The following is a 14,701-nucleotide window of genomic DNA, read 5'->3' on the forward strand; positions in this document are numbered from 1 at the left end:
TTTTAACCCACTTCTGGTAGTAATCCTGCTGCAATAGAAAACTGTACTGCTATCACCACAATGCCGCACAAAAATACCAGCGCCAGCGCCGGAGCACCGCCTGCTACGCGGTAGTTGGCCTGCGGATTATGTTTTCTGCTCTGCCAGGCCAGCATCGAGGGAATGAGCAGCGCCAGCACCGCCAGGGCAACGCCCGCATACCCTAATGCCATGACAAAACCACGCGGATAGAACAGCGCGAATGCCAGCGGCGGCAGGAATGTCACCGCGCCGGTTTGCATTCTTCCCGCTACGGTATTGCGGCGCTGGAAGAGGTCGGCCAGGTAGTCAAATAATCCCAATGCAACGCCGAGGAAAGAGGTTGCCAGCGCGAGGTCGGCGAACAGATGCACCGCCAGTTCGACGTGCGGCGAAGCCACGACTTCACGCAATGCCTGCAATAAGCCGTTTAAGCCTGCGTGGTTGGCTAATAGCCCCATGAACGTTGTCGAGTTAATGCTACCAAGCGTCGCCAGTTGCCAGAAGATATAGGCGACCAGAGGAATAGCGCTACCCGTAATAAACACCCAACGCAGTTTACGGATGTTACCGTTCATATAGCTGACGATACTGGGAACACTGCCGTGAAAACCGAACGAGGTGAAGATGACCGGGATTGCGGAGAGCGCCAACCCCTGTTGCAGCGGTAGCGTAAGCAGGTTCACTTTATGAATATGCGGCATTAACAGAGCCAGCATCGCCACCAGGAAGATTATCTTGGCACTGAATAGCAGACGGTTGAACAGATCGACCAGCGAGGTCCCCACGCAAACCACGCCACCGGCAACAAAGGTGAACAGCAGTACGCCTGTCGTCGGAGATATATTTGTTCCAGTCCAGTCGCTGATGCTGGAGGCCAGCAGTTCACCTGCACCACTGATGTACGCCGCCGTCAGGGCATACATTAAAAACATCATGCTAAAGCCCGTTACCCATTGTCCGTAACGACCAAGATAACGTTTTGCCAGCGTACCCAGCCCGGTGTCTGCCGGGACATGTTGATACACTTCAAGCAGCAACAGCGCGGTGTAGCACATCAACGCCCAAAGACTGACTAACAATACCAGCGTGACGCTAAACCCCACGCCTGCCGCAGCCAGCGGCATTGCCAACATACCGGCACCAATCGTGGTTCCCGCCACGATAAAAATACTACCCAGGGTTCTGTTTTTCACGCTTTCCTCTGTCCCAGAGATAATCAATGGTTATATCTGCGGCGCAGATTAAGGCAAAACGCTATTTTCGTCAAATCACCGTTACAATGACTGTACATTAATGTTTACGATTTTTTGACCATTAAGATGTATAACAAATGACATTTATCTGCTGATAAACCTGCGTTAGCGCAAAGCGACGATGTGCTGTTCACATTAGGCTACGGACTTTATTAAGGAGGTAATATGGAATCTATTCACGGTCACGAAGTGCTTAACATGATGATTGAATCTGGTGAGCAGTATTCAAATGCCAGCCTTGAAGCGGCGATTACGGCACGTTTCGGCGAGCAGGCGCGTTTTCACACTTGTTCTGCGGCGGATATGACGGCAGGTGAGTTGGTGGCGTTTTTAGCGGCGAAGGGAAAGTTTATTGCAAAAGAAGACGGCTTCTCTACGCACGAAAGCAAGATCTGCCGTCACTGATTTCAAGGGGTAATGATGGCGTGTTGCCTTCATTACCCTAAAATATTAATTCTGTGTATCAAGCGTAGCCAGTTCTTTATCGATGAAATAAAGACCTTCGCCGCTTTTTCCTGCCAGCGACAGCTTATCAATAACAGATTTAAATAATTTCTCTTCTTCATGCTGCTCGGCAACATACCATTGCAGGAAATTAAAGGTTGGATAATCCTGGTGGGTCATTGCCGCGTGTGCCAGCTCATTAATTTTCTGGGTGATTAGCTGCTCGTGTTCGTAAGTAACACGGAACAGTTCATCCAGAGAAGCATATTCAGCAAAGGGTGAAGAAACGGTATTAATACGCGGCAAGCTGCCGGTATCGGTCAGGTAGTCGAACAGACGCTGCATGTGCGTCATCTCTTCCTGGGCGTGACGGCGCAAAAACGCGGCGGCACCTTCGAAGCTGTGATAGCTGCACCACGCGCTCATCTGTTGGTAGAGCAGAGATGAATATAATTCAAGATTCATTTGCTCATTCAGTTGGTCGATCATTTCTGTTTTCAGCATGGTTCTGCTCCACAAACGTTATTATATATTGACGTGGCGCCACTATAATTTGTTATTTAATTATTTGCAAAAGGTAAAATAATAAATTTATTTATTAAAAATGCGAATGGGAATAAAACGCATTAACGATATTAAACGGAGGATATAAATAATAAAGTGGTAAAAGACCAGCAAAAATGAGCTGGTCGGAAATATTAATAATTGAAAGAAGGTGATTGGGGCACCGCGACACCATGACACTGCCAGGCGAGTGTAATTTTGGTATTTAAGCACAGAGAGCCTGCATACACGCTACAGGTTGACACCGGCTGACCAAACGCTTCTGCGCTGGCATAGCCCAGGCGCTGACACTCTTTGGTGGCTGTCCCTTGGGTAACGTAGTCATCGGTACGTGCTGTTTGTAACATGGCCTGATTATAAGTCAGGCGAACCACACCAGTGATGGCGCTGGCTTCGCTGACCTGTGCCTGTTTTGTAATTGTGCATCCTGTCAGCATGAGCGGCAAAAGCGCTAGGATAAAGGTCTTCATGAGATCGCTCTGAAAGTTCGAAGATACACTATCATGGCATACAGAGACCCTCATCAATGGCTTGAATAGCCCGAAGATCACCTGCGATTAATCACAACGAGGTCATTTGTTTGAGGTAATTCTGAACTGTTCAGACAGGAATGTGAGCGCAACTTTGTTTTTTAAAACTAAATTTCATTAAATTTGAAAGTGCGATTGCAAAATAGTAATGTGGCTGAATGTTATGACTTTCAGCGGGCTACCGCAGCGCATTCAGGAGAGTACAGAATGAAAATTGCATTGATGATGGAAAACAGCCAGGCAAGCAAAAACGCCATTATCCATAACGAGCTTAAAGCCGTTGCGGATGAGAAAGGTTTTCCGGTCTATAACGTTGGGATGAGCGACGAAAATGATCATCATCTGACCTACATCCATTTAGGCATTATGGCCAGCATCCTGCTTAATTCCAAAGCTGTAGACTTTGTTGTTACAGGTTGCGGTACGGGCCAGGGGGCAATGATGTCACTGAATATCCATCCGGGTGTGGTGTGTGGTTATTGCCTTGATCCTGCAGATGCGTTCTTGTTCTCTCAGATCAACAACGGCAACGCGCTTTCTCTGGCATTCGCCAAAGGTTTTGGCTGGGGTGCTGAGCTGAATGTGCGCTATATGTTTGAAAAAGCGTTCACCGGGCGTAACGGCGAAGGCTACCCACCGGAGCGTAAAGAGCCGCAGGTGCGTAACGCCGGTATTCTGAATCAGGTGAAAGCGGCTGTGGTAAAAGAAAATTATCTGGACACGCTGCGCGCGATCGATCCTGAACTGGTGAAAACCGCTGTATCAGGCCCGCGCTTCCAGCAGTGCTTCTTTGAAAACTGCCAGGACAAAGCAATCGAAGCGTTTGTACGCGAGGTGATTGGCTAAATCCTGTGAGCCCGGCGGCGTTCACCCTCCGGGCTACCTGTTCTTGTTCGATACTGCGCTTCCTGCATCACGGGTGAGCCGCAGCGTATCCACCATACCTACCAGACAAATAATGGCAATAGCGACAAAGGCCAGCCGGAAACTGATCCCCGGAATATTGCCCAATGCCAGCTTTTCACTGACCACATCGCCAATGCGGATGCCAATAGCGGCTAAAGAAATGCCCAACCCCACCGCTAATTGTGTCGCCGTACTGAACAGCGTATTAGCGTAGCTCATTTGTGCCGCGGGGACGTCCGCGAAGGCAAGCGTGCTGACGCCGGTAAACTGAATTGAGCGGAAAACACCGCCCAGATACAACACCAGCAAAATAACCCACACGGGGGTCTGCGGCGTAATTAATGCACAGGCCAGCAACGCCAGAACGTTAAGTGCACCGTTAATCAACAGCAGTTTCTTAAAGCCCAGCCAGCGTATCAACGGTGTGGTGGCAGGTTTAATCGTCAGATTGCCGACAAATACCGCCAGTACCAGCGAACCCGCGTGAAAAGCGTTCATGCCAAAACCTACCTGAAACATTAACGGCAGCAGAAACGGCACGGCGCTGATAGAGGCACGAAACAGCGATCCGCCATACATGGTGACGCGAAAAGTAGGGACGTTCATGGCATCAAGGCGAATCATTGGCCAGGCGGTGCGATGAAAATGATGCAGGGCAAACAGAAAGGTCACTGTTCCTAGCGCCAAAAGTCCGGCGGTCAGCCAGCCCTGAGGCTGTTGGGTTCCCAGTAACTCCATGGCATACACCAGGCTCACCATCGCAACAGAGGTTGCGATAAATCCCGTTATATCAAATGGGCGGCGCTCGTCGTCATGAATATCCGGGATAAAACGTAGCGCCAGCGCAATCGCCAGTATTCCGAGCGGTACATTAATGAAGAAGATCCAGCGCCAGTTGGCATAGCTGGTAATGAATCCGCCAAGGGGAGGGCCAATGATGGGTGCGACTAACGCGGGCCAGGTCAGGGTCGCAATAGCGGTGATCAACTGATGTTTAGGCGTAGTTCGCAATACCGCGAGTCGGCCAACCGGAACCATTAGCGCACCACCTACACCCTGTAAGATTCGCATGGCGACAAAGCTCTCAAGGCTTTCGGACAAACCGCATAAAACTGAGGCGAGAGTAAATATCGCCAGTGCAAGGGTAAACACCTTTCGGGCACCGAAGCGATCCGCAATCCAGCCGCTGGCGGGGATCAGTACCGCGAGGGTGATCAGATAGGCGCTGATACCTATGTTCAGGTCAACTGCGTGCACGCCAAAACTTTTCGCCATGTCGGGCAGTGCGGTGGCAATCACCGTGCCGTCAATAAACTCCATAAAGAAAGCCCCGGCAACAAGTAATGCCGCCGGGGATAGACCGCGTTTGTTCTCAACCGCTAAATGTTCACTCATGTTGTGCTTGCCATCTCAAAAGAAACTGACTGGAACTATTTTTATTTTCAGCGCATTCGGAAGGCATGCGCGGCTATCGTTTCGTTCGTTGAATGGGTACTATGACGACCTTTCTATAAGGAGCTCACTATGTCCCAAACACTGAATGCCGATCAGGAACTGCTCTCGGACGTTGTTGCCTGTCAGCTGGTTATCAAGCAGATTCTGGATGTTCTTGATGTTATTGCCCCAGTAGAAGTTCGGGAGAAAATGTCCAGCCAGCTGAAAAGCATCGACTTTTCCAGCCATCCTGCAGGTGCCGATCCGGTCACTATGCGCGCAATACAAAAAGCGGTTGCCTTGATCGAGTTGAAATTCACGCCGCAGAATGAATCTCACTAAAATAAACCGTTGTTTCAGATTTTAGAAAGGTTTTTTTGCGCCTCGCAGAATGAGAGGCGTGAGCGTAGAGAAAATTGAGCACCAGCCGGATAAGGTGCGTCGCATCGTTATCCGGCATTAACACGATGAAAATTGAAGATTAGTGATGTTGATAGTTCACGACGTTCAGCAGGTGCTTATCGGTTTGCGCCATGCACAGTCCCGCACGTTTAGCGCTGCGGACTTCATCAAGAATCGTCTGTAACAGCACGCCATCTTGCTGCTGCTCTTTTTCCAGATCGTGAAGAAAATCAATGGTTGTTGCATCATTCAAGGCTTCTGCTTCATTGGTTAAGCGTGATAGCTTGCTGTAGCGCTGTTGGTATTCATCCAGCGTTTTCTGAAACAGTTCTTCAAGGGAAGTTAGTTCATCACCCGGAACATCGATAGCCTTGACGATAGGGTTAGCCCCGGCACTTTTCATAAAATTAAACATACGCATCATTTGAGTCACGTTACCTTGCGCCTGGGTGCGTAGAAAGGTTGCGGTGCCAGTCAGGCTGTGTTCGTAGCACCATTCACTGAGATGCAGGTAAAGATTCGATGCGTAGAACTCGAGGTTCATTTGCGTGTTAAGTTTATGAACAATTCCAACTGCAGCCATATCAATATCCTTATTTCCAGAAAGGGGGATGTACGTTACTAACGTCAGTGCAACGGGCTGCCGCTACACCTCACCACTACGTACAATTAAAACTGTTAGCAGAATAAATCCGTTCCGCCGGTCCTTTAGTGATCACGAATTATATTCGCTCCCGATCGAGATTCAGCATAACTCCAGTCCCGACATAAGAAAATCCTTAAATCTGCGTATTTATGATTTTTTACATATTGTCATAGCAATATTAGTGATTTTTCCGCTTGTGCATATAAATGCTGTGAATATAACAGATTGATATTTATAGCATTAAAGTGAGATGTTGATAATGAAATGATGTTTCATATCACGAAATGGAATTTCATAATCAGGTATTGTCTGTCGCCAGATGATTATCTGGTCTTCGGATGAAGAAATTTCACCATTGACCCGCGTCTGTGAACGCTATCTGCTGGCTAATTTTTTTTGCGCCAGATCAGTTTTGTGGAAATTAATAAAGTTAAGCGCCTGAATGATTCGACATTTATTGTTTGGTGTATTTGGAAAAATCGAGGAGTGTGTATGAAAAAGGTTGCCGTGCTACTGGCACCTGGTTTTGAAGAGGCGGAAGCCATTGTTACCATTGATATTCTGCGCCGCCTGCAGATCGAAGTTGAAACACTGGCCTGCGCCGAGTCCCGTGCGGTGGTGAGCTACCATGACGTGCCGATGGTGACGGACAGCACGCTGGCTGCGCGTCAGACGGATCTTTATGATGCCGTTGTGTTACCCGGCGGGCCGCAGGGCAGCGTTAACCTTGCCGCCAGTGAGGCTGTCATCCAGTTTATCGCTCGCCATGACGAGGCAGGAAAACTCATTTGCCCGGTGTGTTCTGCGGCGGCGCGCGTGCTGGGTGGCAACGGCCTGCTGAAGGGGCGTCGCTACGTGTGTTCGGGAGATCTGTGGCAAAACGTCGCGGATGGAGAATATATTGATGCGCCGGTTGTTGAAGATGGCAATCTTATTAGCGGCAAAGGGTTAGGGCATATTTTCGATTTTGCTTTCACGCTTTCAGCGCGTCTGCTGGAAGATGACATTCCGGTTCGCGATCACGCTGACCACATTTATTACAGATGGTAATCATTGTGCTCCCGAATGCTTCGGTATTCGGGAACAAGGATTCGTTGGCTGATGTTATGGATTAATCTGCTACCCCTCTTTTTTCCCGTCGACAAAACCGCGTTTTTTTATGTCATTTCCCGCTGAATTTATGTACGCAATTACTGTAATTCTGTGGTGTGATGCCGCTCTCTTATGGAGAATCAATTTCCCGCTAAAAATACTCTCAGCACTGGCATTGATCTTATCAATAAAAGGTAATGCCTTGTTTTACGTCCGAATTACAAAAAATCGTCTGATTTTACCCTACATAAAAGAACGTTAAAGCTGGAGTTAACCATGCACAAATTCACTAAAGCGCTGGCTGCCATCGGTCTGGCTGCCATTATGTCACAATCCGCTATCGCTGAATCCATGAAGCTCGGTTTCCTGGTCAAACAGCCGGAAGAACCGTGGTTCCAGACTGAATGGAAATTTGCCGATAAAGCCGGTAAAGACCTTGGTTTTGAGGTGATTAAAATTGCCGTTCCGGATGGTGAGAAAACCCTTAACGCCATCGACAGCCTGGCTGCAAGTGGAGCAAAAGGGTTTGTGATTTGTACGCCAGACCCAAAACTGGGGCCAGCCATTATGGCTAAGGCGCGTGGCTACGATATGAAAGTCATTGCCGTCGACGACCAGTTTGCCAACGCCAAAGGTAAGCCAATGGATACCGTGCCACTGGTGATGATGGCGGCAACCAAAATTGGTGAGCGCCAGGGCCAGGAGCTGTACAAGGAGATGCAAAAACGCGGTTGGGATGTGAAATCCACCGCCGTAATGGCCATTACCGCCAACGAACTGGATACCGCACGTCGTCGTACTTCTGGTTCAATGGAAGCGCTTAAAGCCGCAGGCTTCCCGGAAAAACAGATTTACCAGGTCCCAACAAAATCGAATGACATCCCCGGCGCATTTGACGCCGCCAACTCCATGCTGGTTCAGCATCCTGAAGTCAAAAACTGGCTGATTGTCGGCATGAACGACAACACCGTGCTGGGTGGCGTACGTGCGACCGAGGGGCAGGGCTTCAAAGCACCAAACGTGATTGGTATCGGGATCAACGGCGTTGACGCGGTGAGCGAACTGTCAAAAGGCGAAGCGACCGGGTTCTACGGTTCACTGCTGCCAAGCCCGGACGTGCACGGCTACAAATCCAGTGAAATGCTCTACAACTGGGTAACGAAAGGTGCAGAGCCACCGGCATTCACTGAAGTGACAGATGTGGTGCTGATTACCCGCGATAACTTCAAAGAAGAGCTGGCGAAGAAAGGCTTGGGCGGTAAGTAACAGAAATGCTGCGATGTTGTAGGCCGGATTAGGCGAAGCCGCCTTCCGGCGCAATGCCCGGTGGCGCTGTGCTTACCGGGCCTACGTCCGGCGGTTTTCCAGGCCGGTAAAATCCTGACTCACGGAGACGTTATGCAACAGTCTACCCCGTATCTCTCATTTCGCGGCATTGGCAAAACGTTCCCGGGCGTTAAGGCGCTGACGGATATCAGTTTCGACTGCTATGCCGGACAGGTGCATGCGCTGATGGGCGAAAATGGCGCCGGGAAATCAACACTCTTAAAAATTCTCAGCGGTAACTATGCGCCAACAACGGGATCTCTGACGATCCGCGGACAGGAAGTTTCGTTCGCGGATACCACTGCCGCACTCAACGCCGGTGTCGCCATTATTTATCAGGAACTGCATCTCGTCCCGGAAATGACCGTTGCCGAGAATATTTATTTAGGGCAGTTACCGCACAAAGGCGGGATTGTGAACCGCTCGCTGCTGAACTATGAAGCAGGAATCCAGCTGAAGCATCTGGGGATGGATATCGATCCCGATACCCCACTGAAATACCTCTCCATTGGCCAGTGGCAGATGGTGGAGATTGCAAAAGCGCTGGCGCGAAACGCCAAAATTATCGCCTTTGATGAACCAACCAGCTCCCTGTCAGCTCGCGAGATTGAGAATCTGTTTCGCGTTATCCGTGAGCTGCGCAACGAAGGACGCATCATTCTGTACGTTTCGCACCGTATGGAGGAGATTTTTGCTCTCAGCGATGCCATCACCGTGTTTAAAGATGGTCATTACGTCAAAACTTTCACGGACATGCAGCTGGTCGATCACGATGCGCTGGTGCAGGCGATGGTCGGGCGCGACCTCGGGGATATCTATGGCTGGAAATCCAGACCGTATGGCACAGAGCGTCTGCGGCTGCATGAAGTCAAAGCTCCAGGCGTGCGTACGCCAATCAGCTTATCCGTGCGAAGCGGTGAAATTGTCGGGCTGTTTGGCCTGGTGGGGGCCGGACGTAGCGAATTAATGAAAGGGCTGTTCGGCGGTACGCGTATCACGGCGGGCCAGGTATTTATTGATGAACAGCCTATCGATATCCGTAAACCAAGCCATGCCATTGAAGCGGGGATGATGCTGTGCCCGGAGGATCGTAAAGCCGAAGGGATTATTCCGGTCCATTCAGTGCGCAACAACATCAACATTAGTGCACGGCGTAAGCATGTTTTGGGGGGATGCGTGATCAACAACGGCTGGGAAGAGACCAATGCCGATCACCATATTCGTTCACTCAACATCAAAACGCCGGGAGCAGAGCAACTGATCATGAATCTCTCCGGGGGTAATCAACAGAAGGCTATTCTCGGCCGTTGGTTATCGGAAGAGATGAAAGTGATTTTGTTGGATGAGCCTACACGCGGCATTGATGTGGGCGCCAAGCATGAAATTTACAACGTGATTTATGCCCTCGCAGCGCGCGGTGTGGCCGTATTGTTTGCTTCCAGTGACCTGCCAGAAGTACTCGGTGTTGCCGACCGTATTGTGGTGATGAGAGAAGGCGAAATTGCCGGTGAGTTACTTCATGAACAGGCGGATGAGCGCCAGGCGTTGAGCCTTGCTATGCCTAAAGTCAGCCAGGCTGTAGCCTGAATAAGGAGAGTATGATGTCTTCCGTTTCTACATCGGGTTCTGGCGCAGCGAAGTCGGCGCTAAATCTGGGCCGCATTTGGGATCAATACGGCATGCTGGTGGTGTTCGCCGTGCTGTTCCTGGTTTGTTCCCTCTTTGTGCCAAACTTTGCGACTTTCATCAACATGAAGGGGTTAGGGCTGGCGGTATCGATGTCGGGTATGGTTGCCTGCGGGATGCTGTTTTGCCTGGCATCCGGTGATTTCGACCTGTCTGTCGCGTCTGTAATTGCCTGTGCTGGTGTAACCACTGCCGTAGTCATTAACATGACCGAAAGTCTGTGGATTGGCGTGGCTGCCGGGCTGCTACTCGGTATTCTGTGTGGCCTGGTCAATGGGTTCGTGATTGCGCGGTTAAAAATTAACGCCCTGATCACTACTCTTGCGACAATGCAGATTGTACGTGGTCTGGCCTATATTATCTCCGACGGTAAGGCAGTCGGGATTGAAGACGAGCGTTTCTTCACACTCGGCTATGCTAACTGGTTTGGTCTGCCGGCGCCTATCTGGATCACGGTCGTTTGTTTCATTGTCTTTGGCTTACTGCTGAACAAAACCACGTTTGGGCGTAATACACTGGCCATTGGGGGCAATGAAGAGGCGGCGCGCCTGGCTGGGGTTCCGGTTGTTCGTACCAAGATTATTATCTTTATTCTTTCCGGTCTGGTATCCGCCATTGCCGGGATTATCCTCGCATCGCGTATGACCAGCGGCCAGCCAATGACCTCAATCGGTTATGAGTTGATCGTTATTTCGGCCTGCGTGTTAGGGGGCGTTTCGCTTAAAGGCGGCATCGGAAAAATCTCATATGTGGTGGCCGGGGTGTTGATCCTGGGGACGGTTGAGAATGCGATGAACCTGCTGAATATCTCTCCGTTCGCGCAGTATGTGGTACGTGGCCTCATCCTGCTGGCGGCGGTGATCTTCGACCGTTACAAGCAAAAAGCGAAGCGTACCGTTTGATGATTTAAACCCCAACTTTTTAGTCTAGCTTCTGCCCGTCGCCAGCCGCTACCCGGCTGGCGATTGTTTTTTCAAATGGCGAGCATGGTCACACTGTCTATACTTATATCCGTCATACATCATTTATATGCCGCGATCCGCGTGGCGTTCTGACCATGATGAGGAGGATAACCGGGTGACAGCATCACTGACTTTACCCCCTGAACAATCTGCAAACTGTGCTTACTTTTTTGATCTCGATGGGACACTTGCTGAGATTAAACCTTTTCCCGACCAGGTCGTTGTCCCGAAGACAATCCTGCAATGTCTACATCGGTTAGCGACGCAGAATGCGGATGCGCTGGCATTGATTTCAGGGCGCTCAATGGTTGAGCTTGACGCACTCACTACTCCGTTTCGTTTTCCGCTTGCCGGAGTGCATGGGGCAGAACGCCGTGACATCAATGGTCAAACGCACATAGTAAACCTGCCTGAAGGTATCGAACGTGAAGCCGGGGCGTTATTACACGCAGCGTTGGTGACGTTACCGGGGACAACACTTGAAACCAAAGGCATGGCCTTCGCGTTGCATTATCGCCAGGCACCCGAACACGAAGCGGCGCTGGTTACGCTGGCTGAACGCATCACGCGCAGATGGCCGCAGCTTGCTCTGCAGCACGGAAAATGTGTCGTGGAAATAAAGCCTAAGGGCAGTAATAAAGGCGACGCGATAGCTGCATTTATGCAGGAAGCGCCTTTTGCTGGCCGGATCCCTGTGTTTTTCGGTGATGATCTGACAGATGAAACAGGGTTTGCTGTAGTTAACCGCGCTGGCGGTATTTCTGTAAAGGTAGGGAGCGGGCCGACGCAGGCAACATGGCGTCTGGATGGTGTCAGGGATGTCTGGCACTGGCTGGAGAAAAATAACTCTTCGCAGCAAGAACCGAAAGCAACGAATAACAGAAGAGGTGGCTATGAGTCGTTTAGTCGTAGTATCTAATCGTATCGCCTCACCAGATGACAAAGGGAGCGCGGGTGGGCTCGCGGTCGGTGTACTGGGCGCGTTAAAAGCTGCTGGTGGTTTATGGTTTGGCTGGAGTGGTGATACAGGTAATGAGGATAAACCGTTAAAAAAGGTCACCCGTGGCAATATCACCTGGGCCTCGTTTAATTTGAGTGAGCAAGATTACGAAGAGTATTACTGCCAGTTTTCAAATGCGGTTTTATGGCCCGCGTTTCACTATCGATTGGATTTAGTTCAGTTTCAGCGCTCTGCCTGGGAAGGTTACCAACGGGTTAATGCCTTACTGGTAGATAAACTTCTGCCGTTGCTTGGCGATGACGACATTATTTGGGTTCATGATTACCATCTGTTGCCGTTTGCCTGCGAGCTGCGTAAGCGCGGCGTGCGCAATCGTATCGGTTTTTTCCTGCATATTCCTTTTCCGACGCCGGAAATTTTTAATGCGCTCCCGCCACATCTGGCGCTGCTTGAGCAAATGTGTGATTTTGATTTGCTTGGTTTCCAGACCGAAAACGATCGTCAGGCTTTTCTGGACTGTCTCGCAGCCCAGACTCGGGTGTCCACGCATAAAGATAAGCAGCACCTGGCATGGGGAAAAGCGTTTCGCACTCAGGTTTATCCCATCGGTATTGAACCGGATGAGATTGCTCGACAGGCGTCCGGTCCGCTGCCACCAAAATTGGCACAGCTAAAAGCGGAGCTTAAAAATGTGCAGAATATTTTCTCCGTGGAGCGTCTGGATTACTCCAAAGGCTTGCCGGAGCGCTTCCAGGCCTATGAGGCCTTACTGGAACATTATCCGCAGCACCACGGTAAAATTCGCTATACGCAGATAGCACCGACCTCGCGTGAAGAGGTGCAGGCCTATCAGGATATTCGCCACCAACTGGAAACAGAGGCAGGGCGAATCAACGGCAAATATGGGCAACTGGGCTGGACGCCGCTTTACTATCTGAACCAGTATTTTGATCGTAAATTGCTGATGAAGATCTTCCGCTACTCTGATGTAGGGTTGGTGACCCCGTTGCGCGATGGTATGAACCTGGTGGCGAAAGAGTTTGTGGCCGCACAGGATCCTGCTAACCCTGGCGTGCTGGTTTTATCGCAATTTGCCGGGGCGGCGAACGAGCTAACCTCCGCGCTTATTGTTAATCCTTATGACCGGGATGAAGTGGCAGGCGCATTAAACCAGGCGCTGACGATGCCACTTACCGAACGTATCTCGCGCCACGCTGAAATGCTTGAGACTATCGTTAAAAACGATATCGACAACTGGCAGGCGACGTTCATTTGCGATCTTAAAACGGTCACGCCGCGTCGGAGTCAATGCCAACTGCCAGACAATATCTCTTCCTGTTCTAAACTCGCATGAAGTCGTGGCACTGTGGATTAATCTCCAGCTAGCGGAACCAGAAGAACGTCCACCTGGCTGGTATGAATCACGCTTTTCGCTGAACAGGAAGCGCGCGAAAAAAAACTGTGGTTATGGTTGCCGTAAATGACCAGATCAATGGCGTGTTTGCGGCACACATCCAGGATATGTTCATTCAGAGCCCCATAGGTAATAAAGGTATGCTCAATGGGGTATTCTGCTTCTTTGCTAAGTTTGTCGATAAAATCCTGAGTCTCTTCCTGCATCACTTCACGCAGGTCTTCCAGCATGGGGGCAGCAAACTGGTTATACAGTTCGGGGTCTGAGACCAGCGTAATCAGGCTAATTCGGGCGTTGACAGGGCGAGCGATAGAAACCGCCTTGTCTAACAACTGCTGACTTTCAGGGGTGGCGGCAACAGCAACAAGAATGTGCGAATAGCTCATAACTCGCTCCTTTTTTTCAAGAATTATGAGAGGGCTTTTCAGCTTTACTCAGCTTACCCCATACTGCAACGTTTCCCGCCTCGATAGTGTGAATGTCATCATGATTATTCATTAATTATTCTTATAAATAGAATAATCGATTCATATTAGTTGCAGATATGTTCAGGTTACTTAAGTGAAACCCACCGCTAATGAAAACAATGTGTTAATAAAAATTAAACATATATTAACATTTGCAAGGTCGTCACATCGCGGTATTAATTAATCACTCTAAATATTTAACTTATTGTTTCTAAAGAATTTAATTAAAAAAGTTTTTTGAGTTAAATATGTGATCCAGCTCGCTATTTCACGGCGTGATATTAACGGATGTGAACAAAATACTATTCGGTTTTATTGCAAGAATATTCGTACATCAGGAATTGAAATAGATGATTGCAGATTAAAAAATAAGCAAAGTAAAAGCTGCGCTGATGGATTTATGTTAAGTGTTTGGTTGGTTTATGTGATCTTGATCACATATTCTTTAAATTCGCAGCATACCTCCGTTGTATGTGTAACTGACGGCGGGTAGAGTTGCGTCGAATTAGGAAAAATCTTAGACATTTGTAAGAATTGATGTGAGCTTGTAAGGGACGCTGCCTTCTTAAAAGGGAATGTTTAGACAACGCGTA

The 14,701-nt window shown here is 49.5% G+C and carries 15 protein-coding genes; 9 read left to right on the top strand and 6 right to left on the bottom strand.

The genetic code is table 11. From position 1 onward, the window contains the following. Window positions 1-2: 2 nt before the first annotated feature. A complete protein-coding gene (gene tyrP, locus OGY33_RS17010; protein ID WP_003833907.1) occupies window positions 3-1,214 on the bottom strand; it encodes a tyrosine transporter TyrP in 1,212 nt (403 codons plus the stop codon). A gap of 225 nt (window positions 1,215-1,439) precedes the next feature. Between tyrP and OGY33_RS17015 the strand changes: the two genes are divergently transcribed. Continuing rightward, the gene (locus tag OGY33_RS17015) at window positions 1,440-1,679 is read left to right on the top strand and encodes a YecH family metal-binding protein (RefSeq protein ID WP_003034586.1); all 240 of its coding nucleotides are present in this window, start codon (window positions 1,440-1,442) and stop codon (window positions 1,677-1,679) included. A gap of 45 nt (window positions 1,680-1,724) precedes the next feature. Here OGY33_RS17015 and ftnA read toward each other — a convergent pair whose 3' ends face one another. Together ftnA and yecR are read right to left on the bottom strand one after the other, a co-directional pair. Next, window positions 1,725-2,222 carry a non-heme ferritin gene (ftnA, locus tag OGY33_RS17020; RefSeq protein WP_003034588.1) on the bottom strand — a complete coding sequence of 166 codons (498 nt, stop codon included), beginning with the start codon at window positions 2,220-2,222 and terminating at the stop codon, window positions 1,725-1,727. Window positions 2,223-2,416: 194 nt separating this feature from the next. Next, window positions 2,417-2,752, bottom strand: coding sequence for a YecR family lipoprotein (gene yecR / locus OGY33_RS17025; RefSeq protein WP_008785081.1), 336 nt, complete (start codon window positions 2,750-2,752; stop codon window positions 2,417-2,419). A gap of 267 nt (window positions 2,753-3,019) precedes the next feature. On the opposite strand from yecR, the gene OGY33_RS17030 reads away from it, so the two are divergent. Further along, the gene (locus OGY33_RS17030; RefSeq protein ID WP_003034591.1) at window positions 3,020-3,658 is read left to right on the top strand and encodes an RpiB/LacA/LacB family sugar-phosphate isomerase; all 639 of its coding nucleotides are present in this window, start codon (window positions 3,020-3,022) and stop codon (window positions 3,656-3,658) included. 33 nt (window positions 3,659-3,691) lie between these two features. On the opposite strand, the gene OGY33_RS17035 is transcribed toward OGY33_RS17030, so the two are convergent. After that, complete coding sequence (locus tag OGY33_RS17035; protein ID WP_048216119.1) at window positions 3,692-5,113, bottom strand: MFS transporter; 1,422 nt, start codon at window positions 5,111-5,113, stop codon at window positions 3,692-3,694. 129 nt (window positions 5,114-5,242) lie between these two features. On the opposite strand from OGY33_RS17035, the gene OGY33_RS17040 reads away from it, so the two are divergent. Beyond that, window positions 5,243-5,494: a DUF2766 family protein gene (locus OGY33_RS17040; RefSeq protein ID WP_003034595.1), complete on the top strand. Its 252-nt coding sequence runs from the start codon at window positions 5,243-5,245 to the stop codon at window positions 5,492-5,494. A 139-nt stretch (window positions 5,495-5,633) separates the two neighbouring features. Here the strand turns inward: OGY33_RS17040 and OGY33_RS17045 are convergent, their stop codons facing one another. Beyond that, entirely contained in the window at window positions 5,634-6,137 is a 504-nt protein-coding gene (locus tag OGY33_RS17045) for a non-heme ferritin-like protein (RefSeq protein ID WP_003034597.1), read from the bottom strand. 555 nt (window positions 6,138-6,692) lie between these two features. Here OGY33_RS17045 and OGY33_RS17050 point away from each other — a divergent pair. From OGY33_RS17050 to otsA, 6 genes are all read left to right on the top strand, one after another. Continuing rightward, window positions 6,693-7,250, top strand: a complete 558-nt coding sequence (locus tag OGY33_RS17050) for a DJ-1/PfpI family protein (RefSeq protein WP_048235190.1) — start codon at window positions 6,693-6,695, stop codon at window positions 7,248-7,250. A gap of 318 nt (window positions 7,251-7,568) precedes the next feature. Next, window positions 7,569-8,558: an arabinose ABC transporter substrate-binding protein gene (locus OGY33_RS17055; RefSeq protein ID WP_003833897.1), complete on the top strand. Its 990-nt coding sequence runs from the start codon at window positions 7,569-7,571 to the stop codon at window positions 8,556-8,558. Window positions 8,559-8,690: 132 nt separating this feature from the next. After that, complete coding sequence (araG, locus tag OGY33_RS17060) at window positions 8,691-10,205, top strand: arabinose ABC transporter ATP-binding protein AraG (protein WP_149607409.1); 1,515 nt, start codon at window positions 8,691-8,693, stop codon at window positions 10,203-10,205. A 14-nt stretch (window positions 10,206-10,219) separates the two neighbouring features. After that, window positions 10,220-11,206, top strand: a complete 987-nt coding sequence (gene araH, locus OGY33_RS17065; protein ID WP_003034609.1) for an L-arabinose ABC transporter permease AraH — start codon at window positions 10,220-10,222, stop codon at window positions 11,204-11,206. Between the two features lie 127 nt (window positions 11,207-11,333). Then, window positions 11,334-12,185, top strand: coding sequence for a trehalose-phosphatase (gene otsB, locus OGY33_RS17070; RefSeq protein WP_196239027.1), 852 nt, complete (start codon window positions 11,334-11,336; stop codon window positions 12,183-12,185). Next, window positions 12,160-13,581, top strand: coding sequence for an alpha,alpha-trehalose-phosphate synthase (otsA, locus tag OGY33_RS17075; protein WP_008785073.1), 1,422 nt, complete (start codon window positions 12,160-12,162; stop codon window positions 13,579-13,581). Before otsB ends, otsA begins: the two co-directional genes overlap by 26 nt. 17 nt (window positions 13,582-13,598) lie before the next feature. Here otsA and uspC read toward each other — a convergent pair whose 3' ends face one another. Further along, a complete protein-coding gene (gene uspC / locus OGY33_RS17080) occupies window positions 13,599-14,027 on the bottom strand; it encodes a universal stress protein UspC (RefSeq protein ID WP_032943802.1) in 429 nt (142 codons plus the stop codon). Window positions 14,028-14,701: the final 674 nt, after the last annotated feature.

The organism is Citrobacter sp. Cpo032 (genome assembly GCF_030332975.1).
GTDB classification, from domain to species: Bacteria; Pseudomonadota; Gammaproteobacteria; order Enterobacterales; family Enterobacteriaceae; genus Citrobacter; species Citrobacter portucalensis.

What these genes read in the sequence shown, in the direction of transcription:
- OGY33_RS17015 (WP_003034586.1), top strand. Translation starts at nt 1,440, where the DNA reads ATGGAATCTATTCACGGTCACGAAGTGCTTAACATGATGATTGAATCT.
- ftnA (WP_003034588.1), bottom strand. Translation starts at nt 2,222, where the DNA reads ATGCTGAAAACAGAAATGATCGACCAACTGAATGAGCAAATGAATCTT.
- yecR (WP_008785081.1), bottom strand. Translation starts at nt 2,752, where the DNA reads ATGAAGACCTTTATCCTAGCGCTTTTGCCGCTCATGCTGACAGGATGC.
- OGY33_RS17030 (WP_003034591.1), top strand. Translation starts at nt 3,020, where the DNA reads ATGAAAATTGCATTGATGATGGAAAACAGCCAGGCAAGCAAAAACGCC.
- OGY33_RS17035 (WP_048216119.1), bottom strand. Translation starts at nt 5,113, where the DNA reads ATGAGTGAACATTTAGCGGTTGAGAACAAACGCGGTCTATCCCCGGCG.
- OGY33_RS17040 (WP_003034595.1), top strand. Translation starts at nt 5,243, where the DNA reads ATGTCCCAAACACTGAATGCCGATCAGGAACTGCTCTCGGACGTTGTT.
- OGY33_RS17045 (WP_003034597.1), bottom strand. Translation starts at nt 6,137, where the DNA reads ATGGCTGCAGTTGGAATTGTTCATAAACTTAACACGCAAATGAACCTC.
- OGY33_RS17050 (WP_048235190.1), top strand. Translation starts at nt 6,693, where the DNA reads ATGAAAAAGGTTGCCGTGCTACTGGCACCTGGTTTTGAAGAGGCGGAA.
- OGY33_RS17055 (WP_003833897.1), top strand. Translation starts at nt 7,569, where the DNA reads ATGCACAAATTCACTAAAGCGCTGGCTGCCATCGGTCTGGCTGCCATT.
- araG (WP_149607409.1), top strand. Translation starts at nt 8,691, where the DNA reads ATGCAACAGTCTACCCCGTATCTCTCATTTCGCGGCATTGGCAAAACG.
- araH (WP_003034609.1), top strand. Translation starts at nt 10,220, where the DNA reads ATGTCTTCCGTTTCTACATCGGGTTCTGGCGCAGCGAAGTCGGCGCTA.
- otsB (WP_196239027.1), top strand. Translation starts at nt 11,334, where the DNA reads ATGCCGCGATCCGCGTGGCGTTCTGACCATGATGAGGAGGATAACCGG.
- otsA (WP_008785073.1), top strand. Translation starts at nt 12,160, where the DNA reads ATGAGTCGTTTAGTCGTAGTATCTAATCGTATCGCCTCACCAGATGAC.
- uspC (WP_032943802.1), bottom strand. Translation starts at nt 14,027, where the DNA reads ATGAGCTATTCGCACATTCTTGTTGCTGTTGCCGCCACCCCTGAAAGT.